Genomic DNA, 22494 nt, shown 5'->3' with positions numbered 1-22494 from the left:
TTCAGCAGCACGGCCGGGTTCCTGTCATTACACTTGCCGCTACCTTGGTTGCAACATTGGCTGCAACCATTGCCACAGCAAAAGCTCAAAATGATTAGACAGTTATCCAGCACATTTTGCTAAACTAGCGGCGCCGCGCCGACATTATCGGCATCAACCCTGCGGCGGAGCCAAGATGAATTCTCAAACCCCAACTCAAAGCTATAACCAGGCAGTGCTCGAACTGGCTGTCGCCGGTCTCGCCGCACTCGAAACCTCGGGTCATAACAGGGCCCAGCGCACCCCGGCACAGGAGAGTCACTTCCTGTGCAGCTGGATGGCAGACTCGCTGAAGGAAAAACGTTTCTCCAAGCTGGTAGCCGAAGATCTCGCAACCTGGATACGCCAGGGCCGCAGCCTGGGGGCCGGTGCCAATCTCCCCTCTTTACTCGGGCGCATCGCCGGCCAATACCGGCAGGTTTTAGGCAAGGAAACGGGACTTGGGGCAGGCCTCAAGGCCATGCTGACTGAGCTGCAGGCTCTGGGGTGGCTCATTTTCACCGATGCCGAGGTGGACACCAAACTCAAACTCGACAGCGAAGGTCAATCCAGCCTGATCATTTCTGCCGGCGAGTTTGAACGCCATATCCAAGACGGTGAGCTGATTAAACCCATCACCCTCTATGTGCGCGCCGATGAGAAGCTGTTGGCCGAAACCGCCCTCGCCAACGGACTCTTGCTGAGCCAAGGCAATAAGAAGAGCTCATTGGTAAAACACCATAAGGCCTACCGCCTGAGGCCGGCCAACAGGCTCGATGCCCTATGCCTGCTGGTCTAAGCTGCACCCGGACTGGATGCCCAGGATGGGCCGCAACAGGGCCCTGCGTCTCCGATGCCGAAGGCTGGCTTTCTTTGTAAAATCGGGCCTCTGTCTAACCGAGTCTCTGTCGAACCTGGTCGTTGTCAAACCAAGAATCTGTCAAACCGGGTCTCTGTCAAACTGAGTCGCAGACCATGCCTGGCCATCATAGTTGAGCAGCATCACCCGGGCACCAACATCCAAGGTTCGCCCCGATGACTCTGGCTCGACCAGGACATAGTGTGGCCGCTGATATTGATCCCAAACCAGGGCTTCCGACGGGGCGCCCTTGGTCGCGCAGCCTAAGGTAATAGTGGCGATACAGCCACTGAGGTCATCGACGGAAAAGGTCTCTGGGAAATCCTGACTCAGCCTGCGGGCGAGGAAACAGCCGCAGTAATGGCAGGATAAGGAGGCCAAACATACGGCCAAGGGCAATGAATAGGGTTGAGGCAACATCTGCCCTGAGTAAAGCAGACTGATGAGGTTGACCCCGAAGCCTGCCAGGGCAAAACTGCTCATTGCCAACACGAACCAGATAAGCAACGGCAAGCGGTTAACACTCAGCCAGCCCGACAAGGCGGACAGGCTCAGACTGGGCTCGGGATTGTCATAGTCGACATCCGCGGGCACCCATCTATCTATGGCATTGAGCATGCTCACCCCGGTCAGGAGTGTCATTAGCTCGACCACTCCCAGGGTCAATACCAATACCAAGGACACTGTGTAGGGCACATTGGCCTGAACCATCAAAAAGGCCATCATCGTCTCTCCCTGAGCATATACGGCTTCCATTCACATCACGGCTCTTTATAATTTAACATTTAAACTACATATAGCAAGTCCCGGCACACTTAAAACAATAGCTTAAAACGGATTCAAACTATAACCCGAGCCTGCGAGCACGGCATGGACCGTCATGGCAGACAGGGCCATGTCGACACCGGGCAATAACGCCTCGCGTCCCAGACCATAGTAAGCGGCGCTCTGACCACAGACATAGAAGTGAACACCTTGAGCACTCAATGCCTTTATCAAGGCGGCATTGGCATTGACCTTGTCGCTGCCATCGTGCTGGCGGGCATAGAAAGCCTGATTGCTAAGATCGACCACCGCCGCACCATGCACCACCATCGCCAGCTCTATGTTCTCGGGTTTCACGCCGGCGGCCACATGCATGTTGATGAAACGCGCCATGCTGTCGAGGCCAGGGTTAAGCTCACCCGCCTGGGCCGCCTTGCTCATGTCGAAGACCACCTTGAACTTCATCCCCTGCGGGATCCCCCAACCGGCATCCACCTTGGCGATACGTCCATAGGTCTTGAACACAGGCCCAGGCTGAAAAGCGTCCGGCCCCGCCATGGCCGTCAAAGGCGATAACAGGAGTCCGAGGCAGAATACCAGGGGCGAGTGCGTCAACTTCATGTTGGATTTCAATGGCAGTTCCTCAATCTAAGATAACAATACAGGTCCATGGTCCATGTTGACCGACTCATGCTAGCATGGACAGGTTCCCCAGAGACACAAGCGCACAGAGACACAAGCGCAAAGAGACAAGCCAAGGACTGAACAAGACAGTATGACAGCCACAGACAAGCACGCCGCCGACATGAATGATAAGCCTGACAGCCCAGCTAACAGCCACCCAAGTTACGACAAATTGGCACGGCATTTCCAGAAAACTTCCCATTTCGAACATTTCAACGCCCTGGGCGACTGGGATCAGGCAACCATGATGCCAACGGGTGGCGCTGCCGCCCGCGGTGAGGCCATGGCCGAGCTGGCACTGCATCTCCATGAACTCAAGACCGCCCCCATGCTGGCAGAGGGCTTGGCGCAGGCGAGCAGAGAGCCGTTGAGCGGCGAGCAACGGGCCAATCTCAGGGAGATGCGCTATCACTACCAACAGGCCACCCTGGTCCCTGGCGATCTGGTGCAGGCCAAGACCCTGCAGGGCTATAAGTGCGAGAATGCCTGGCGTGAACAGAGAAAGCACAACGACTGGCATGGCTTTAAACCCAATCTGGAGGCGGTCATCGCCCTCACCCGCGAAGAGGCCCAGATCCGCGCCGACGCCTTGGGGATCCCGCCCTATGATGCCCTGCTGGATAAGTTCGAACCCGGCATGACCACGGCCAAACTCGATGCCAACTTCGGCCAACTGCAGCTCTGGCTGCCCAGCCTCATCCAGGAGGTGACGGACAAACAGGCCAGAGAGCCCGGCGTCAGCCTGAATGGCAAGTTCGGAGTCCAGGCCCAGCAGAATCTGGCCCGTGAACTGATGCAGTTGCTGGGATTCGACTTCAACCAGGGCCGTCAGGATATCAGCAGCCACCCCTTCTGTGGCGGCGTGCCGGGAGATATTCGCCTGACCACAAGATTCGATGAGGCCGATTTCACCAGCGCCCTGATGGGCATAATCCATGAAACCGGCCACGCCCGTTACGAGCAAGGCCTGCCCCAGGCCTGGCGCGGGCAACCCGCAGGGCTGGCGCGCTCCATGGGGATCCATGAGAGCCAGAGTCTATTCTGTGAAATGCAGCTGGGCATCAGCCCGGCCTTCCTCGCCATGCTGCAGCCCAAGATCCAGCGGCACTTGCACTACCCTATGACCCAAGACGAACTCGCCAGGCTCTACACCAGGGTCAAACCCGGTCTCATCAGGGTCGACGCCGATGAAGTCACCTACCCATGTCATATACTGCTGCGCTTCGAGGCCGAGAAAGCCCTGATCGACGGCAGCCTGAGTGTCGCCGATCTGCCTGACTTCTGGTCGCAACAGATGCAGCGCCTGCTGGGGATCAATACCGACGGCAACTATCGCGACGGCTGCATGCAGGACATCCACTGGACCTTGGGCGAACTGGGCTATTTCCCCAGCTACACCCTGGGCGCCATGTATGCCGCCCAGTTCAGGTTTGCGATGGAACAGACCCTGGGGCCCATGGACGAGTTGTTGGCTCAGGGGAGACTCGAGGCCCTGTTTGCCTGGCTCGAGGATAAGATCTGGTCCAAGGGCTGCTTGCTGACCACGGATGAGCTGATGCTGGGCGCCTGTGGTGAGGCCCTGGATGGCAAGTACCTGGAGCGCCATCTGCGACAGAGATATCTCTGAGACAAGGATATCCTGACCGGCAGCTTTTGGTTACAATGGCCGCCTGTTCGGCTCTTTTAGCCCTGAGTGACCTCAAGCATGTTATTGCGCACCATTGCCCCAAGTGACTGGGAAGCCATAGTTAAGATCCAGGACGAATGTTATTCGCAGCTGGCGCCGGAATCTTTGGCCGTGCTCCAAAGCAAGTGGCGAGCCGCACCCGAGTCTTGCTTCGTGATCCAGGCGGGGCAAACCTTGGTCGGCTATTGCCTGGCGCATCCCTGGACTGGCGACAACCCGCCGCCGCTCTATCACTGCATCGGCGAGCTGCCACAGGCTGACACCTTGTACCTGCATGATATGGCGATCTCGGTCGGGGCCCAGGGGCTGGGCGCCGGTCGCCAGGCGCTGGCCAGACTGCAGCAAAGGGCACGGGAACTCGGGCTGACCTCCCTGTCTCTGGTGGCTGTGCAAGGCGCGGCCGGCTACTGGCAGAAGATGGGCTTCAGGGCCAAACCTTTGACCAAGAGCCTGGACAGCTACACCCAGGATGCCTGTTACATGGTCATGGTTCTGGATGACGACGCCTGATATGCATCCCAGCCTAGTCACCATCAGTCTCCTATGCCTGAGCAATATCTTCATGACCTTCGCCTGGTATGGGCACCTGAAGACCATGAGCGGCAAACCTTGGGTGTTAGCCGCCCTGCTCAGCTGGGGCATAGCTTTGTTCGAATATTTACTGCAGGTGCCGGCCAACCGCATAGGTTACACTGTGATGAATGTCGGCCAGCTGAAAATCTTGCAGGAAGTGATTACCCTAAGTCTGTTCGTCCCCTTTGCGCTCTGGTATCTCAAAGAACCCCTCAAGTTGGATTATTTGTGGGCAGGCCTCTGCATTCTGGGCGCAGTCTATTTCATATTCAGAAGTGAATTAACCTAGTTTCAGGAGTTTTCCATGGCACGCCAAGTGACCTACACCTTTAAAGGCCAGACCAAGACCATAGCCTTCAGCTACGACAAACATCACGACCTCTACGAAGCCGTGGCCGAAGCCGAGGGCATAGATCTCAAAGGCTTTCTGGCGATGGAGCAGCAGATAGCCATGACCTCGCGCAAAGGCGCCAAGGCGGAGAAAGAGTTCAGGAAAGTCGAGTTTGCCCGTTTCGGTTTCAGCAACATACATTTCGTCAGAGACGAGGAAGACGCAGACTAGCGAACACTCGCCCGGCAGCAAGCGGCCCGGGCGGCATGGCCCCAGGCCCTTATCCAGGGACAGGCTATTTTAAGACTCGTTATTAGAAGATCTCTTTACACAGGACTGGCTTATGCTCAACACAGAACACGCAAACTTTCCCCGCGCCGGCTTTTTCCGCCGCCTGGGCGCCACTATCTATGACCTGTTGCTGGCGGTGGCGGTATACATGTTTTTTGGCGCCCTGGGCTTCGGCGGCTTCTGGCTGCTGACTAGCACGGAACTCATCGCCATGAATGGCTTCGAGCATGTCTCGGATCTGCTCAATGGCACGCCCTTGTATCACGGCCTATACCAGTTATGGCTGGTGCTCTGTGTCGGCACCTTCTACGCCCTGTTCTGGAGCCGCGGCGGTCAAACCCTCGGCATGCGTGCCTGGCGCTTGAAGGTACAACACCCCAACGGCCAGAATCTCAGCCTGGTCACTGCCTATGCCCGTCTCGTCTGGTCGCTGCTGGGCATAGGTAATCTGTGGATATTGCTCGACGGCGACAAGCTGGCGCTGCAGGATAGGATGACCCGCTCCGAGGTGGTAGTGTTATCGGTCGAGGCCAATCAGATGCGCAACTGGCACGGCGCCTGACCCAAGCCCAAGCCGCAGATATTTGCCCTGCCACAATAAAAAGACGCCTCGCGGCGTCTTTTTTATTGTGCTCTTTGCCATTCGCTCTTGGCTCTTGGCTCTTGGCTCTTGGCTCTTGGGCCGACGCTATGGTTATTTCCGAATGTAATACAAGGCGACGCCGCTAAATAGCAGGCTGGGGGCCACGGCGCCCAGCACGGCCGGCAACTCGTATACCAGGGTCATGGGGCCGAAAATCTCGTTACAGATATAGAAGCTGAAGCCGGCCACGACGCCGAGCAACACCCTGGCCCCCATGGTCACGGTCCGCAATGGCCCGAAGATGAAGGACAGGGCCACCAGGAGCATCACGGCCACTGTAATGGGCTGCACCAGCTTACGCCACAGGGCCAACTCATAACGGCTGGGATCCTGGCTGTTGGTCTTGAGATAATCCAGATAGCCCACCAGGCCACGAATCGACAAGGCATCCGGCTTTACCGACACCACGCTGAGCTTGTCCGGCGTCAGGGTCGACTGCCAAGCAAGTTGTTCCAGATAGCTCAACTTGACCCGTTCATCCGTGATGCTGGTACGCCTGACCTTGAGCATGCGCCAATGTTGGTCGATAAACTCGGCCCGCTCGGCATGCACTACCCCAACGAGCTTGAGATCCGCACTGAACTCATACAGGGTGACGTCTGCCAGCCGATCGATATCGTTAATCTCGCCTATGTTGACGAACAGATCCCCGTCTTTGGCCCAGATCCCCCGGTGGGACTTGAGCAGGCTGCCACCTGAGATCTGGGTCGCCTTCAGCTCGCTGGCTTTTTGCTCGGCGACCGGGGCGACCCACTCCCCCAGCGCCATGACCAGCAGCATCAGAGGCACAGCGGTTTTCATTGCCGACAGCGTGATCTGCAAGCGCGACATGCCGGATGCCTGCATCACCACCAGCTCGGAATTGGATGCCAGCATGCCCATGCCGATGAGCGCCCCCAGCAGCACCGCCATGGGGAAGAACATTTCTATGTCGCGGGGCACCAGAAACAGCACATAGATGCCGGCATCCGTCATGCTGTAGGCGCCCCTGCCCACCAAGCGCAGCTGATCCACCCACTTGATGATGCCCGACAGTCCGGTCAGGATCAGCAGACACAGGGTCGAAGTGCTGAGCAGCACCCGCGCTATATAGAGGTCCAGTATCTTCATGCCGCCAGCCTCCTGCGTTTGAAACGCAAGCTCAAGCGACTGCCCAGGGGCCTGTCTTTACCCAATAACAGGAATCCCATCACCAGGGCCGAGGCATGTATCCACCACATCCCCAGATAGGCAGGAATGACTTCATCCTCGAGCGCCTTGCGGCCGGCGACCATCAAACCAAAATAGCCCAGATACAGGAGCACCGCCGGGAACATCTTGGCGAACTTGCCCTGGCGCACATTGACCCTGGCCAGCGGCACGGCGATCAGTGTCATCAGTGGGATTGCCAGCGGGATCGCCAGGCGCCAATGAAACTCGGCCACGGCCTCGGGACCTTCGATATCCAGCAAATTCTTGAGTGGCAGTGCCGACAGTTTGCGTCTGCGTTCATCGACCTCCTGCTCCTTGATCTGCATCTTATAGCCACCGAACTCTATCAGCTGATAGTCCATGGCCCTCGGGCTGCCTTGATAACGCACCCCGTCATCCAACTCCAATTGTTGGGCCCGGCTCTTGTCTTCCACCACCCGGCCACTCTTGGCCACCACCACATTGGTGACCCCGGATTCATCCTCGGGATCCGGCAGCTGGGCCACGAAGACTTTCTCCAGCTGGTTGTCCTTGCCTATGCGTTCGACAAACAGCACGGCCCTGCCATTGGGACTGGCCTGAAACCGTCCCTGAACCAGGGCCGCCAGTCCGGCTTCCGACTGGGCTTGCTCCAACACCTGATTCTGGCGTTCCTCGGCCCAGGGGGCGACATACAGGGACAGGTAGCCGGTAAAGATCATGTTGGCCAGCGCCAACAAGAGGGTCACCCGGGTGACATACCATTCGCTGACGCCCACGCCGTGAAACACCACCATCTCGTTCTCGGCATACATGCGCCCATGGGCCAGCAGGATCCCCAGGAACAGGCTCAAGGGTAATACCAATACGGCGAGATGAGGCAGATTAAGACCCAACAGGGTCATGACGAAGGAAGCGGGAAACTCGCCGTCGGAGGCATCGGCCAGCACGCGCACGAAATGCTGGCTAATAAAAATAGTTAGCAGTACCAAAAGTACGGCGATTTGCGCTTTTAAAACTTCGCGAATCAAGTATCTAAATACAATCACAGGCAGGATCCGGTGTCTAAACTTATCTTTTTGCTGGTAACAGAGTAACATTCATGTAGACTGTCTACTTTTGATAGTTTTCTGACCAACTTCAGGGGTTGCTGGCAGACATAACTGCCAAGGCTAATACACCTTTTGGAGTAAGAACTTACGCCCGCGAGGGCACAAGCAGACATTATCCAATAAATATAAAAATTTGTCTTTAAGAATCTAGGAGTGCTCATGGAGTTTAGCGTAAAGAGCGGCAGCCCCGAAAAACAACGCTCGGCTTGTATCGTCGTCGGTGTCTACGAACCGCGTCGCCTGTCCGGTATTGCCGAACAACTGGATAAAATCAGCGAAGGCTACATCAGTAACCTGCTACGTCGTGGCGATCTGGAAGGTAAGCCAGGACAGATGTTATTGCTGCACCATGTTCCCAATGTGCTGAGCGAACGCGTCCTGCTGGTGGGTTGCGGTAAAGAAAGGGAATTGGACGAGCGCCAATACAAACAGATTATTGCCAAAACCATCAACACCTTAAATGAAACGGGTTCGATGGAAGCCGTATGCTTCCTCACCGAGCTGCATGTTAAGGGACGGGATACCTATTGGAAGGTACGCCAGGCAATCGAGACCACGAGCAACAGCCTCTATAGCTTCGATGCCCTCAAGACCCGCAAGGGTGAGACCCGTAGACCGCTGCGCAAGCTGGTGTTCAACGTGCCGACCCGTCGTGAACTGACGGTTGGCGAACGCGCCATAGAGCATGGCATGGCCGTCTCTGCCGGCATGCACCTGTGCCGCGACGTGGCCAACATGCCACCGAATATCTGTAATCCGGCTTATTTGGCGTCTCAAGCCCGGCAAATGGCCGAAGTTCACCCTCAACTGACTGTGACCACAGTCGGCGAAGAACAGATGGCCAAGTTGGGCATGAATTCCTATCTGGCCGTCGGCCGTGGCAGCAACAATGAATCCATCATGACAGTGATGGAATACAAGGGTGCCGTCGACAGCACAGAGAAGCCTATCGTCTTGGTAGGCAAGGGCCTGACCTTCGACTCGGGTGGTATTTCACTCAAGCCTGGTGAAGGCATGGACGAGATGAAATACGACATGGGTGGTGCCGCCGGTGTCATAGGTGCCATGAAGGCCCTGTGCGAGATGAAGCTGCCGATCAACGTCGTTGGGGTACTGGCGGGTTGTGAAAACATGCCGTCGGGCAACGCCTATCGTCCTGGCGACATACTGACGACCATGTCGGGCCAGACAGTCGAAGTGCTCAACACGGATGCCGAAGGGCGCCTGGTTTTGTGCGACGTGCTGACCTATGTCGAACGCTTCGATCCCGAGTTGGTGATAGACACTGCCACCCTGACAGGCGCCTGCGTCATCGCCCTGGGCAAACACGCCTCCGGCCTATTCTCGTCACACAACCCGCTGGCGCATGAGATGCTCAACGCCGGCGAGCAGAGTGGCGACCGCGCCTGGCGCATGCCGCTGTGGGACGAATACCAGGACATGCTCGACAGCCCGTTTGCCGACATGAGCAACCTGGGTGGTCGTCCGGCCGGCTCGATCACCGCCGCCTGTTTCCTGTCGCGCTTCGCCAAGAAGTACAACTGGGCGCATCTGGATGTGGCGGGCACAGCCTGGAATAGCGGCGCCAACAAGGGTTCTACCGGACGTCCGGTTCCCCTGTTGAGCCAGTTCCTGATCAACCGCGCCGGCGTCGAGCTGGGCGAATAAGCCGGCCGCCGACCTTGACGCGAGTCGACCGATATAGCTTGTAGCCAAAAGGGCGAAGACATCATGCTTCGCCCTTTTCGTATTTGTACTCTCCCAAGAAAATGCCGCTGCACGACTGGTGAATTGCACCCAAGCAGGGCTCGGCTCCTGCGGCAAGGCGATGGGATTAGATGGCTATCTTGACCTTGACCTCTGGGCTTATCACCAGGAGATCCGTATTGGTCACATGAATGATCTTTTCCGCCATATTTCCTATGAGTTTGCCCATCAGCCCCTTATGCCCCATGGAACCGACCACCAAGCATTGGCTATGAAGCTTTTTCGCCAGTCTGGCAATCGCCCCCCAAGGTTCCCCTTCCTCTATGTGGATGCAATCCGGTGAAAGATCATAATCTTCGACCAGCCGGGCCATATTCGCTTGCGCCGCCCCCATGATCTTGTGGGCATAGGCATGGGGATCGACCAGATCCAAGTCTTTCAGCAGAGTGGGGACTTTGATGGCATAGGCACAATGCAACTCGGCGTCGGTCTGAACCGCCAGACGAAAGGCACACTCGAGCAATTGAGTATTCAGCGCTTGTTTATCGGCAGACTTGGCCAATACATCCAGCGCGACCAGCACCCGCTTCTTGGCATTAAATTGCTCCTTCGCCACTATATAGACGGGGATAGGGGCATCGCGGAATAACAGCCAATCCGTTGGCGTGTAGAACATCCCTTCGCTGCGGTGTCCCGTCTTGATGATGAGATTATATTGGTGGCTCTGACAGCTGGCGAGTATCCATTCATACAGGTTCTTCTGCCAAATGACCTCCAGGCTGACGCTCTGCTCGCCTGCATGGGTATCTATGAAGCCTTGCCACCAGTTTTGCAGCTCCAGCATGATCCTTTGTTTGAGCAGCGGGCCATTGATGTCGGGATCGCTGATGTCGACCCCTGGCTCATAACAAAATGCGGCGAGATGGATCTTGGCACCGGACGTACGCGCGAGTTCCTTCGCCTTCAGAAAAGCACTCTGTGGCTCCCCGGGTTTGTCGGCTATCACCAGAAAGTTTTTCATCAAATATCCTCCACAATCGCAAGCGTCGCGGTCGCCATGCCCCAGGTGGTAACGCCTTGAAAGGACACTGGGGCTACGCAGGCATGACCTATGACATAAAACGGACTTAGGCTTAATTATGGTCTGAGCTTCGGCTTTTGAACACCTCATCATCCAGACCCCTACAGTCGCGCCGTCCCTGGATAACGACCCGGATGACATAAGCCGGGACATTCCGCCGCGCGTTCGTTACTCTCATAGGCAAATAAATGGAAACAAACCTATGTACTATAAATATGAATAGCGGTGAGCGCACCAACATAGAATACTCATTGCATCACTCACTCCATTAGCCCTGTCGGAGGCTGGATGTTTTCCTCGTTAAGCGACTATCTAGATCAACTGCTGGAAGCCATATGCGTAGTGGATGAAAACGGCAAATTTCTCTACTTAAGCTCGGGCTTCAAGCGGATTTTAGGCTATGAAATCCAGGAGCTGCTCGGACGCTCCATGTTGGAGTTTGTCCATCCCGACGATCGGGAACGCACCCTGAAAGCCGCCCGGGAAATTATGGCCGATGGCGCTAAGGTGGATTTTGAAAACCGTTACCTGCGCAAGGATGGCCAAATTGTCGATATTCAGTGGTGCGCACAATGGAATGCCACGGATAAGGTAAGGATCGCCGTCGCCCGTGATATTACCAAACATAAGGAGCAACTGAGTTTACTGCAAAACCTGGCTTTCTATGATCAGCTAACCCAACTTCCCAACCGGGCCCTCTGCAGTGATCGCCTCAGGCAGGCCTTGGCCAGGGCCAGACGCGAGCAGACCCAGTTGGCCTTATTGTTTGTCGATCTGGATAAACTCAAATACGTCAATGACACAGCCGGTCATCAAGCGGGCGACAGGCTATTGCTCAGAACCGCCCACTGCTTATCCGGCTGTGTGCGCGACTCGGACACAGTGTCCCGCTTCGGCGGGGATGAGTTTGTGGTGATCCTGGACGAGATAGAAGACGAAGACAAGGCGCTGATGATCGCCAACAAGATCTTGAGCCATCTGCGAACGCCGCCGGCCTCTTCGCTGCCAACGGCGGCAGATGACAGTTCCGTCATTCAGGCCAGCATAGGCGTCGCCACCTACCCCAAACACGCCCAGGATGAGCACAGCCTGCTGGCGGCCGCCGATCGCGCCATGTACCTCGCCAAGCGACTCGGCGGCGACAGGGTCCAGCTGGCACCGGATGCCAAACTCGGCATCCTGGATAACCTGTGACCCGTGGCACTGGCGGCACCCTTGGCACTGGCGGCAAAGCTGTGACTATGAGCAACGGTCATACAGCACTGCATCGCCTGCAGTGACTGGCACACTAAGCACTAAGCACTAATCACTAAGCACTAAGCACTAGGCACGCTTGGCCTTGGCGTCGACACTGAATTCACCTGCGCCATGCACATAAAGCATCAGCAGGCCTCCCGCCATGGCAAAATTCTTCATGAACATGATCATCTGCATCTGATCACCGAAGTTGCTGTGGAAGATAAGTGCCGCAACAATGCTGAATCCGGCCAGGGCCAGCGCCACCCAGCGGGTGAAAAATCCGGCGATCAGTGCCAGGCCGCCGACTATCTCCAGCAAGATCACCAGTGGCAACAAGGCACCCGGCAGCCCCATGGACTCCATATAGCCCTGAGTGCCGGCATAACCTGCACCGAGTTTACCTATGCCGGCCAACAGAAAAATATGCGCCAGCAACACCCGGGCGACTAATACTATGGCATTGTTCATCACTTCCTCCTTTTGTTTAAAAAAAAGCAACTTATCTGCCTAGCACTCTAAATATAGCAAACATGGGTAAAACCGGCCCCCTGGCCGGTATTTAACCAACAATAGCTGGAATAGGCCCGCCTGGGCCGAAACCTCACTCGCATATGCGACCGCCCTCGGCGGTATTAGCCGAATCACAACGGATGAAGGCCTTGCCCTGAGTATCCAGCATCCGTGCCTGCCAAGCCTTGTCCGGCCCCGTCTCTATGGACAGAAAGCCAAACTTGCCCTGGGCATTGCCCTGTGCCTCCTGCCCATCGATTTGGACGACAAAATCCTGGTTCGCCTGGGTCGAGCCTAAGCTGACGCCGCTGTTGCCAACCACGAGTTGCGGCGGGCGCTGGGCGGTCGCGGCAAAGGTCAGCGACTGGTAGCTATGCATGTGACCTGACAGGGACAGGGCCAGCTGCGGCGGCAGTTTGCCCGCCGGCGTCTGCGCCAGCGCCGTCTGCAACATCTTGTTCAGGGTTTGGCTCGGTCCAGAAACGCCCCATAGCGGCCTGTGGGTCATCAGCCAGATGGGCTCGTCCGGCAACGCGGCCGCAGCCTGTTGCAACTGTTCGAACTGGGCCTGGTATTGCGCCGTCAGGGCATTGGCGCTCCTGTCGTCACAGGCGTTGGCCGAATCCAGCACCCATAGCTGCAGCTTATCCAGGCTCAGGCGGTAGGGTGCCAGCAGCTTGATATGGCCAGCAGCCTTTGGCGGCGGCGAGTCGAACTGGCCCTGCGCCGGGCAAGATTGCTGCGCTATGCCACCTGGCAGCGCCGAGCCTGGGCCGAGAAAATAGAACCAACCTGGGCCTGCCCTGCTGCATAACTCATGGTTGCCGCGGGCGAAGACCCAGGGCGCGCTGGCCAAAAGCCCTTTTGCCGGCAGGAAGAAGTCCTCATACCAGGTCTGCCAGTTGTCCGGTTTGGGACTGCCAGCGGCATTCTGGCTGTAATAGGTTTCATCCAGGCCACAGGATGGCCCGCCATAGTCGTCGTCGCCGGCATCATAGGCGTATATGTCGTTGGCGATACTGCCGCCGGTACCGCGATAGTTGTAATCCCCCATATGCAGGATCAGGCTGCCCTGCCCCCCTGGTGCCTGTAACTTAAGCCCCTGTTGTGCCAAAGTCGCGAAAGGCTCGGCCGCAGTTCCCGCCGCACATACCTCGCTCTTGCAACCGGAATCGCCATATACCAGCACATGCCTGGCCCCCAGGGTCACGGCGGCGAGACTTATGTCGCCGCTGACCGAGTGATAGCCGATCCCGGCGGCGATTTTGGCCTCGCACAGGGTCACGGGGAAATTGCCCGTGTCCGGGTGCATTCCGCGTACTTTGGTCTGTATCCTGCTGCCGTCGTCGCCCTCGAGGACGGGACAGAGGCCATCCTCTGTATGGACACCGGCCTGGATCACCCTGGCATAGATGAGCGTCGCGCCATCGTCGGCCGGCGCCAGCAGGCTATAGGCGGCATAGACGGTCGCGGCCGGGCGAGCCTCATAGGACTGCCCTGCCGGCGAGTCGTCTTGCCGGCCGCAAGCGCTCAGCAAGACGGCGGCTACCGCCATGGAAACAACCGGCCCGGCGCTTAGCCTTGGCCATTTCGGCGTAAACAAATGCTGCATAGTGGATCCCTTCCCTTGGTTAGTTTCCGGAACTCGGTACTGCCTGCCTCTGCGCCTTGTTAGCCCAGAAGCCGGCCAACATGGCGCCCGACAGATTATGCCAGATAGAAAATATAGCACTGGGGATGGCCGCCATGGGGCTGAAAAACTTGATGCACAGCGCCGTCGCCAGGCCGGAGTTTTGCAGCCCCACCTCGATGGAGATGGTCTTGCAGACGCTATGCTCGAACCCCAACAAGCGGCAGCAAGCGTAGCCGAGCGCCAACCCCATGCCATTATGTAAAAATACCGCCAGCAGTATGATGGGGCCGACGCTGTCGAACTGGCTGGCATTCAGGGCGACGATAATCATGATGGCCATGACTATCGCCAGCACGGACACCAGAGGCAATGCCGGAGCGACTCTGCCGACCAGCGGCCTGAAGCTATGGTGAATGAACACTCCAACCCCGACGGGCAGCAGCACTATCTTCACCAGGCTCATCAGCATGCCGGTGAAGGGAATGGCGATCATCTCATCGAGCAAGAGATGGATGAGCAGCGGCGTCAGCAGCACCCCGGCGAGGGTCGACAGCGCCGTCATGCTGATAGACAGGGCCACATCCCCCTTCGCCAGGTAGCAGACGACATTGGATGCCGTGCCCCCCGCCACACTGCCCACCAGCACCATGCCGATCGTCAGCTCGCGATCCAGCCCCAGCAACAGACTGATGCCCAGGGCACTCAGTGGCATTATGCTGAATTGCAGCACCAGCCCGGTCAACACCGCCTTCTTCCGGGTCAATGCCCGGGAAAAGTCCGCCAGGCTGAGCGTGAGCCCCATGGACAACATGATGATGACCAGCAGCGGCACTATCAGGAACTTGAGCCCGCTAAACCAAGCCGGCAGCCAATAGGCCGTCATGGCACCGAACAGCGCCAGGAGGGGAAACAGCCGGTTCACCTTTGCCTGCATAGTAAGCCTTCAAAAACATTATGTTAGTTAATTGTTACTTGCAGATGATACAGCAGCCAAGCCGATAGGCAAGTGAGTCATATAAGCCCAGGGTAATAAGCCCAGAGTAATAAACTCGGAGTAATAAACCCAGAGTATGGATCGGCGAAGGGCAAGCGCGGTAGCCAGCGTCACACTCGGGATCTCGTCCTTGACCGTCAACACGGCAGAGGAGCATGTCGCCCACAACGACATTGGCAACTCACCAAAGCCCACATGGCATTTGGCGATCGTCTCACTCTCACTAAAAATCTTTATTCTGACCCGGCCTTTTCCAGCTTCGGCTTGCTTTCGAGCACCAACGCATCGAAAAGGCTAACCCAATCAGCCTCCAGGCGTTAGATCTTTGCCCTCCACGGCGGAGACGAGTCGATGCCCGAATAGCTGGCGGCAATGGCCCAAGAGGCATGGGCATATGCCAGTGTAGAGACAGATATTTGAGGTTAACGCGCTGTCGACGCTTCGATGCTGTCGATGCTGCCAAGAACCAGAACAGATCACTCCTTGAGCCCCATCAATTTTAATTTACGATACAAGGCATTACGGCTGATCCCCAAGCGTTTGGCGCATTGACTCACATTGCCATCACAGGCCTGGTACGCCTGCAGTACATTGCTGTAAATCGCCTCATTCAAGGAGTCCGAATTCACTGCTGCACTCCTTTGCCGCGACGCGCCGCTTTCCCCTAGCAAGGGGGATCCGGGGCTTTGCCCCAGGCCCGCCTCAGGCTCTCCCTGTAACGGCTCGGCTTCTAATGCCGGGCCAGCTAATTTTGCGGCGAGGTAATCGGGGAGATGCTGCCAACTTAGGGTGTCATCCCCCTCGGCCATCAAACAGGCCACCTGCATGAGATTATCTAGCTCACGCAAGTTTCCCGGCCAATGGTGCTGCATCAGTTGCCCCAAGAGTTCGGGGCAGATGGCCTGCGCAGCAATGCGATGCTTGCGGTGCAATTTATGTATGATGCGCTCGATATCCTGCCGCTCACGCAATGCAGGCAAGCACACTTGCAGACCATTAAGCCGATAGAATAAATCCTGCCGAAACAGTCCCTGGGCCACCTGTTGTTCCAAATCCATGTGGGTCGCGGCAATAATTTGGATATCGACTTTGAAGCTTTGATTGCTGCCAACGGGAACGACTTCGCGCTCCTGCAACACCCTGAGCAAACGACTCTGGGCCGCGAGCGGCATTTCACCTATTTCGTCCAGAAACAAGAAGCCGCCGTGGGCCTGGCGAATTTTGCCTATAAACCCGGTACGGTTCGCCCCTGTGAAGGCGCCGGCCTGATAACCAAAGAGTTCAGACTCCACCAATTCGGCAGGCAATGCCGCACAGTTCACCGCCACCAAGGGCCCGGCACGGCGCGCACTCCGGGCGTGCAGTTTTTTGACAAATTGCTCTTTGCCCACCCCGGTTTCACCGAGCACCAGCAGTGGAATTTGCTTGGTAATCACCTTATTGGCATACAGCCAGGCACGCTCGAGCAGAGGATCACGGAATCGAACGCCCAATGGGTTGGGCGCTTTATCCGTCATAGCAACACGCCGCTTTGCACCCGGAATATTCAAGGCCTGAGTCTGTAAATGCAGCGCCAAGTGCCGATTGAAGCCACAGGTACGACTCCAATTGCCCCCTAAATACTGGTCGACGGCATCGCCCACCTTGGCGTGGTTAAGCAATTGTTTCGCCATGGGATTACAACCCACTATGCGGCCATCTCGGTCGGCAATCACTATGCCCTGCCAACCCGAATTCAGCAAATTTGGCTGCGCCGCCAGATCGATTCGATAGTGGCTATCGGGCAAATGACACAGGAGCGCTGTCTCAACCTGCTGCGCCAGGCTCGACACCAACATTAAGGTCTGCTGCGTATGCCTTTGCTGCTCGCTGGTGATGTCTATCACCCCGAGCATCTCACCTTGGGGGGAAAATATCGGGCAAGCGGTACAACTCATGAAACGGTTCTGGCGAATAAAATGTTGCTCGCCCACCACGGAAACCGCTTGTTTTGCCGTCAGTGCAGTACCTATCGCATTCGTGCCCTTGTATTGTTCGAGCCAATTGACCCCGATATCCAAGGCAACATCGGCCAGCTTAGTGGAATAATGGCTCACGCCCCAGTGCCTAAGCACATAGCCGTCGGCATCCGAGAGCAGCAGCCGGCTATTGGAATGGGCCATCAACTGATTGAACAAGGGCAAGGCATGGGACTGAACTAAGGCTATGAGCATCTGATATTGCTCATGCTTCTGCTTTAACTCGCTGGCGTCCAGCCTTAATTCCCGGGACGACTGATACTCTGACAGGCCGGCGCCGATGCTGCGCTGCCACGAATCGGCCAACCAAGCCTGTGTCGATGGTAAATGCGGTTTAACTGTCATAGCCGTGCCCCCGGGCGCTGTTCCAATTCGGCACACTTGCCATGTGCCATTCGATGACAAAGAGACCTCAGGGCAAGCTGCTATCCTTGAGCGCCCATGCTGATTCGAATCTGCAAAATCAGCTTTTCATCATACTGTTAGCACAACAAGTGTACAACTCTTGCCAGTTTGGCACTCTCCTTGCGAGGCATCCCAAGTATGCAGCCTCTGCTGTTGCATAAGAGAACACTAAGCCAATCAATAGGATTGGCTCAATAGCCGCACCCATAAAATACAAGAAGGCATCCACAGGAGATGCCTCAACAAGACTCACTTGCCTAGGCGCAGGACGTAAAAATCCCTGTCGCTACCGCATGCCATCCACAAGAAGGAATGATTCTATGATTTATGCTCAACCCGGAACCCCAGGCGCACTGGTTAACTTTAAAGAAAAATACGCCAACTTCATCGGTGGTAAATGGGTCGCCCCGGTCAATGGTAAATACTTCGACAATCGCTCACCCGTGAATGGCCAAAACTTCTGTCAAATTCCGCGCTCCGACGCTCAGGATATTGAATTGGCATTGGATGCCGCCCATGCGGCTAAGGATGCTTGGGGTAAAACCTCTGTCACCGAGCGCTCGAACCTGTTGCTGCGCATCGCAGATAGGGTCGAGCAAAACCTCGAATTCCTGGCCGTGGCCGAAACCTGGGAAAACGGTAAAGCCGTGCGTGAAACCCTGAATGCCGACTTGCCTTTATTCGTCGACCACTTCCGCTACTTTGCAGCTTGCATCCGGGCACAGGAAGGCAGCGCCGCCGATATCGATGACAATACAGTGAGCTATCACTTCCCCGAGCCTTTGGGCGTGGTCGGCCAAATCATCCCTTGGAATTTCCCTCTGTTGATGGCGGCATGGAAAATCGCGCCGGCTCTGGCCGCAGGTAACTGTGTGGTGCTCAAACCCGCCGAACAAACACCCGTGTCGATTCTGGTATTAGTCGAACTTATCGAAGACCTATTACCAGCGGGTATTCTCAACATAGTCAACGGCTTTGGCGCCGAGGCGGGACAAGCGCTCGCCACCAGCAAACGCATAGCCAAATTGGCCTTTACCGGCTCGACCGAAATTGGCTATCACATTTTAAAATGCGCCGCCGAATCCTTGATCCCGTCGACGGTTGAGCTGGGTGGCAAGTCACCTAACGTGTATTTTTCCGATGTGATGGACCACGAGGACGAGTATTTAGATAAGGCCGTCGAGGGTATGTTGCTGGCCTTCTTCAACCAAGGCGAGGTCTGTACCTGTCCATCCAGGGTGTTAATCCAAGAGTCGATTTACGATCGCTTCATCGAAAAAGTGCTCGCCCGTGCCCAAAGCATCAAGCAAGGCGATCCCTTGGATACTGAGACTCAAGTCGGTGCCCAAGCGTCCCAAGAACAGTTCGACAAGATCTTAAGTCACCTGGCCATAGGTAAGAATGAAGGCGCGGAAGTCCTGTTGGGCGGCACCCTTTGCCAACTCGAGGGTGCCCAGAGCCAAGGCTATTACATCAGCCCAACGATCATGAAGGGCCACAATAAGATGCGTATCTTCCAGGAGGAGATCTTCGGTCCTGTGATTTCGGTCACCACCTTCAAAGATGAAGCCGAAGCGCTGGCGATCGCTAACGATACCGAATATGGCTTAGGCGCAGGCGTGTGGACGCGGGATATGAACAGGGCCCAACGCATGGGACGTGGCATTCAGGCTGGCCGCGTTTGGATTAACTGTTACCACGCCTATCCGGCCCACGCGGCCTTTGGCGGCTACAAAAAATCCGGCATCGGCCGTGAAACCCACAAGATGATGCTCAACCATTATCAAAATACCAAGAACCTCTTGGTCAGTTACGATGTGAACCCCTTGGGCTTCTTCTGAGTGACTTCTTCTGAGTGACTTCTTCTGAGTGACTTCTTCTGAGTGACTTATTCTAAGTGACTCATCCAAGTGATTAATCTGCAGCGGCGCTACATAAGAAAGGGCGAATAGCCCTTTCTTCCTATAGGATTGCCAGATGTTAAGCATGCCGGGTGTCCTCGTTTCTTTCTAGTTTCTCTTGTGAAGATGGCGACTTTTTTGGACCAAAAAAGGTGACAGCTTTGCCAAATCCGCGTGCTTTGATTTGTTAGGCATTTGTACCAACGACTTTAACTGATGTTTGTTTCTTGGAACTAAGCTTCTTCTCTATATCTCGCTTTTGTTTTTCTAGTGTTTCAGCCTCAAGCCTGGAGCCCCATATGTAGTAAAGACGCAGGGTGGCAGAAAACCTGCGACCATCATTACTTAGAGGGATTAGTATTGGAGCCATCATTTGCATTGAATCACAGAATGTAGAGCCTAAAGACAAATAAGCTATTTTTTCGTCAGCTACGCCAGACGCAAAATACGTGCTAAAGCTTTCCATGGCATTTGCGACACTAACGAACTCTGATCCCGCTTTTATAAGCTCTTGTAAATCGAAATCTTCTTTAGGGGGAATGACCTTGATGGAATCACCCTCAAACTCAATTTCGAACTTGTCGAGGAAGTTTATTTCTTCTCCCTTAAGCTTTATTTTAAGAGCAGACTGTAGTGGAATTATCTTATCTGCATAGACAGTTACCTGTTCGGAGGTTAGTTTTAAAGCATCTCTTTTAGAAGAAACCCTTAATGATCTCTTTTGTTCCTCCATTTGCTCCTTCGCAACTTTAATTTGAGAAAGCGCTAGGTATGCAATAACCGCAATGGCAGGGCCACTTAGAAAATATAAAAACTCTAGACAATCTTTAATTATTTCCACATTGATCCCCACGGGTGCCTAACGCCTACAATAAGGTGTGCCAACACTGAACTAGCCAAACACACCGAACTTCAAACCAAAAATGCCGAGTGTAATGCATCACCTTGATTGTTTTGTTATATTTTTATTCTCCGAAGAACTTCGTAACCAGTTCTGATTTCTTTTTTTCAATTTCTTCGATCAACTCATGTGTAACATTAGATTTAAAAGAATCAGAAACAAACACTCTTATGAAATACTTTATTGATTGATATTTGTCCAATTTATCCCCACTATCTGAAAACTTATTTATCTCATAACCTCCAGATAAGTCTTTACCCAACAACTTAATTTCTGTTTTATCAATATCTTTGAATGCATTATCTGTCATTATATCAATAGCAAACATATATGAAGGAAGATGACTTGAAATCAAAGTGAACAACTCATCTTTTAACGTCGAAGTGAAATCTTTATTTACGGCATCAACAATTTTTAAATTTTTAGGATATATTTTTGATTCGTATTCTTTCGACCATGGAACTCTGTTAATTATATCGGCTAATATAGCTTCGCCTATTCCAGGGTTTTCACTATCAAATACAAACTCTGGCAGTTGCTCATGTAGAAAGTAATCATCTGAATTTTTTATATAGAAGCTTTCAAGTTGTTCAGATTTACTTTCTGGGTTAGCACTATCAGGCTCATAGAATGTGAATAAATTCAACCCTTCACCTGATTTGTTTTTCTTTGCTATATCGCAGACATTGCCAAGCATAGCAGAAAATGCTCTGTTGGTTTTGTGGTAATATACCTGCCCAAATAGACTTGCTCTTGAATTTATAAATTCGACTACAGAATCAATACCACTTTCTTTATATGCAAGATATACCTTGTTGCCATTGATAACAGGAACAATAGACATGAATAATCGATTATAGTCATACACTCCACATTTTACGCCTGAGAAATAACTATCTCTTAATAAATAATCCATTCTATCAGCATCAATTGGGCATGAAGAAATGACAGATGTAAACAGAGGAAGAATATCAAGCACCCCCGCATTAAGATTAACCATTATTTCCTTATCTTTATACTCACCTTCAATAATCTTCATCACATTATCGATGTTGATTTGCTCACGATACTTTTCATCAAGGCTATTATAAATAATTTTTACGAAGATGATTGAAATATGCTCATGCTCAATATTTGAACCATCTTTTATCATGTCAAAAACATCGCAAAAATCATCACCGAGATGAACTTCTAGATCTTCTTTCTGACACATAAATGAATCAAATTGATGAGACATAGGGCCGTGACCAATATCATGTAAAAGTGCTGCAAGTCTTAATTCTTGAATGTTAGCTAACGATAGGCTATCGATACCATCAAAGATATGACCATCTTTATATTTACTCTGATATCTATATGAGTTTAATTTTAAATTTTTTAAAATTTCATACGATAAGTGCATAACACCTAATGAATGTTCAAATCTACTATGCATTGCTGATGGGAATACCTTATACAAGAAGGTATTTTGCTTGATATTTCTAAGCCTCTGAAATAAAGCATGGTCAACGAATTGTAGCTCCAATTTAGTTAGTCTAATAATCCCGTGAATTGGGTCTAAAATTTTTCCAGTTAATAATTTATCAAATTCCATCCTAAACCCTTATTAATAAAGATAAATAGTCAAAAAAATATAACATTTAAATAGTCCGCATGCGCATATGTACATTGATAAGACTCAATCCAGACTAGCACAAGCGACTGTTATGTAAAGTATAAAGCATCATTTTCACTCCAAGCGCTCCGGCTATACACGCATGCGCGTTTGTATAAATAACCAGGCCTAGTTAAGCAAGCAAAGACGCCCACTATTTGTGGCTCTGACCAGAATGAAGAACAAGTGCTGGGACATATATGGTCACCTTGGGTTTAGCAAGGTTAATGTCCATTTCTTGTCCAAATCCGTTTGCGTCGTTCGATAGTTCACCTTTCACAATAGGGCGTGGTTGTTAATGGTTGGCGGTCTTGCGAC

20 protein-coding genes are annotated in these 22494 nt (G+C 53.8%); 9 read left to right on the top strand and 11 right to left on the bottom strand.

Annotation, left to right across the window (positions count from 1 at the left end; all coding sequences use genetic code 11):
- Positions 1-175: 175 nt before the first annotated feature.
- Positions 176-817, top strand: a complete 642-nt coding sequence (locus tag HC757_RS10905) for a DUF2913 family protein (RefSeq protein WP_169564408.1) — start codon at positions 176-178, stop codon at positions 815-817.
- A gap of 141 nt (positions 818-958) precedes the next feature.
- On the opposite strand, the gene HC757_RS10900 is transcribed toward HC757_RS10905, so the two are convergent.
- Positions 959-1603 carry an OB-fold-containig protein gene (locus HC757_RS10900; protein WP_169564407.1) on the bottom strand — a complete coding sequence of 215 codons (645 nt, stop codon included), beginning with the start codon at positions 1601-1603 and terminating at the stop codon, positions 959-961.
- Positions 1604-1705: 102 nt separating this feature from the next.
- Positions 1706-2275 (bottom strand): DsrE family protein, encoded by a 570-nt coding sequence (locus tag HC757_RS10895; RefSeq protein ID WP_425313961.1) that lies wholly within the window; start codon positions 2273-2275, stop codon positions 1706-1708.
- A gap of 172 nt (positions 2276-2447) precedes the next feature.
- Here HC757_RS10895 and HC757_RS10890 point away from each other — a divergent pair, with 172 nt between their 5' ends.
- The 5 genes from HC757_RS10890 to HC757_RS10870 all read left to right on the top strand — a co-directional run bounded on the left by HC757_RS10890 (position 2448) and on the right by HC757_RS10870 (position 5770).
- Positions 2448-3953, top strand: coding sequence for a carboxypeptidase M32 (locus HC757_RS10890; protein WP_169564553.1), 1506 nt, complete (start codon positions 2448-2450; stop codon positions 3951-3953).
- 78 nt (positions 3954-4031) lie between these two features.
- Positions 4032-4523, top strand: a complete 492-nt coding sequence (locus tag HC757_RS10885; RefSeq protein WP_169564405.1) for a GNAT family N-acetyltransferase — start codon at positions 4032-4034, stop codon at positions 4521-4523.
- A gap of 1 nt (position 4524) precedes the next feature.
- Positions 4525-4875 (top strand): DMT family protein, encoded by a 351-nt coding sequence (locus tag HC757_RS10880; RefSeq protein WP_169564552.1) that lies wholly within the window; start codon positions 4525-4527, stop codon positions 4873-4875.
- Between the two features lie 15 nt (positions 4876-4890).
- Entirely contained in the window at positions 4891-5148 is a 258-nt protein-coding gene (locus tag HC757_RS10875; RefSeq protein ID WP_169564404.1) for a DUF2960 domain-containing protein, read from the top strand.
- 112 nt (positions 5149-5260) lie between these two features.
- The gene (locus HC757_RS10870; protein ID WP_169564403.1) at positions 5261-5770 is read left to right on the top strand and encodes an RDD family protein; all 510 of its coding nucleotides are present in this window, start codon (positions 5261-5263) and stop codon (positions 5768-5770) included.
- Between the two features lie 132 nt (positions 5771-5902).
- On the opposite strand, the gene lptG is transcribed toward HC757_RS10870, so the two are convergent.
- Together lptG and lptF are read right to left on the bottom strand one after the other, a co-directional pair.
- Positions 5903-6961 carry an LPS export ABC transporter permease LptG gene (gene lptG / locus HC757_RS10865; protein ID WP_169564402.1) on the bottom strand — a complete coding sequence of 353 codons (1059 nt, stop codon included), beginning with the start codon at positions 6959-6961 and terminating at the stop codon, positions 5903-5905.
- Positions 6958-8070 (bottom strand): LPS export ABC transporter permease LptF, encoded by a 1113-nt coding sequence (lptF, locus tag HC757_RS10860; RefSeq protein WP_169564401.1) that lies wholly within the window; start codon positions 8068-8070, stop codon positions 6958-6960. The genes lptG and lptF overlap by 4 nt, the downstream gene beginning before the upstream one ends.
- Before the next feature lie 222 nt (positions 8071-8292).
- On the opposite strand from lptF, the gene pepA reads away from it, so the two are divergent.
- Positions 8293-9801, top strand: coding sequence for a leucyl aminopeptidase (gene pepA, locus HC757_RS10855; protein ID WP_169564400.1), 1509 nt, complete (start codon positions 8293-8295; stop codon positions 9799-9801).
- Between the two features lie 166 nt (positions 9802-9967).
- Here the strand turns inward: pepA and HC757_RS10850 are convergent, their stop codons facing one another.
- Positions 9968-10861 carry a universal stress protein gene (locus HC757_RS10850; RefSeq protein WP_169564399.1) on the bottom strand — a complete coding sequence of 298 codons (894 nt, stop codon included), beginning with the start codon at positions 10859-10861 and terminating at the stop codon, positions 9968-9970.
- 348 nt (positions 10862-11209) lie between these two features.
- On the opposite strand from HC757_RS10850, the gene HC757_RS10845 reads away from it, so the two are divergent.
- Entirely contained in the window at positions 11210-12115 is a 906-nt protein-coding gene (locus HC757_RS10845; RefSeq protein ID WP_169564398.1) for a sensor domain-containing protein, read from the top strand.
- 129 nt (positions 12116-12244) lie between these two features.
- Here the strand turns inward: HC757_RS10845 and HC757_RS10840 are convergent, their stop codons facing one another.
- From HC757_RS10840 to HC757_RS10825, 4 genes are all read right to left on the bottom strand, one after another.
- Positions 12245-12628, bottom strand: coding sequence for a DoxX family protein (locus tag HC757_RS10840; protein ID WP_169564397.1), 384 nt, complete (start codon positions 12626-12628; stop codon positions 12245-12247).
- A 133-nt stretch (positions 12629-12761) separates the two neighbouring features.
- Positions 12762-14282 carry a metallophosphoesterase gene (locus HC757_RS10835; protein ID WP_244623450.1) on the bottom strand — a complete coding sequence of 507 codons (1521 nt, stop codon included), beginning with the start codon at positions 14280-14282 and terminating at the stop codon, positions 12762-12764.
- Between the two features lie 19 nt (positions 14283-14301).
- The gene (locus HC757_RS10830) at positions 14302-15237 is read right to left on the bottom strand and encodes a bile acid:sodium symporter family protein (RefSeq protein WP_169564396.1); all 936 of its coding nucleotides are present in this window, start codon (positions 15235-15237) and stop codon (positions 14302-14304) included.
- A gap of 536 nt (positions 15238-15773) precedes the next feature.
- Complete coding sequence (locus tag HC757_RS10825; protein WP_169564395.1) at positions 15774-17660, bottom strand: sigma-54-dependent Fis family transcriptional regulator; 1887 nt, start codon at positions 17658-17660, stop codon at positions 15774-15776.
- 380 nt (positions 17661-18040) lie between these two features.
- On the opposite strand from HC757_RS10825, the gene exaC reads away from it, so the two are divergent.
- Complete coding sequence (gene exaC, locus HC757_RS10820; protein ID WP_169564394.1) at positions 18041-19561, top strand: acetaldehyde dehydrogenase ExaC; 1521 nt, start codon at positions 18041-18043, stop codon at positions 19559-19561.
- A gap of 247 nt (positions 19562-19808) precedes the next feature.
- On the opposite strand, the gene HC757_RS10815 is transcribed toward exaC, so the two are convergent.
- Positions 19809-20462 carry a hypothetical protein gene (locus tag HC757_RS10815; RefSeq protein ID WP_169564393.1) on the bottom strand — a complete coding sequence of 218 codons (654 nt, stop codon included), beginning with the start codon at positions 20460-20462 and terminating at the stop codon, positions 19809-19811.
- A 124-nt stretch (positions 20463-20586) separates the two neighbouring features.
- Positions 20587-22116, bottom strand: coding sequence for an HD domain-containing protein (locus HC757_RS10810; RefSeq protein WP_169564392.1), 1530 nt, complete (start codon positions 22114-22116; stop codon positions 20587-20589).
- Positions 22117-22494: the final 378 nt, after the last annotated feature.

It is taken from the genome of Shewanella salipaludis (assembly GCF_012911865.1).
Classification (GTDB): Bacteria; Pseudomonadota; Gammaproteobacteria; order Enterobacterales; family Shewanellaceae; genus Shewanella; species Shewanella salipaludis.
The sequence above is the reverse complement of the archived record's forward strand: the minus strand, read 5'-3'. Positions and strand labels throughout refer to the sequence as shown.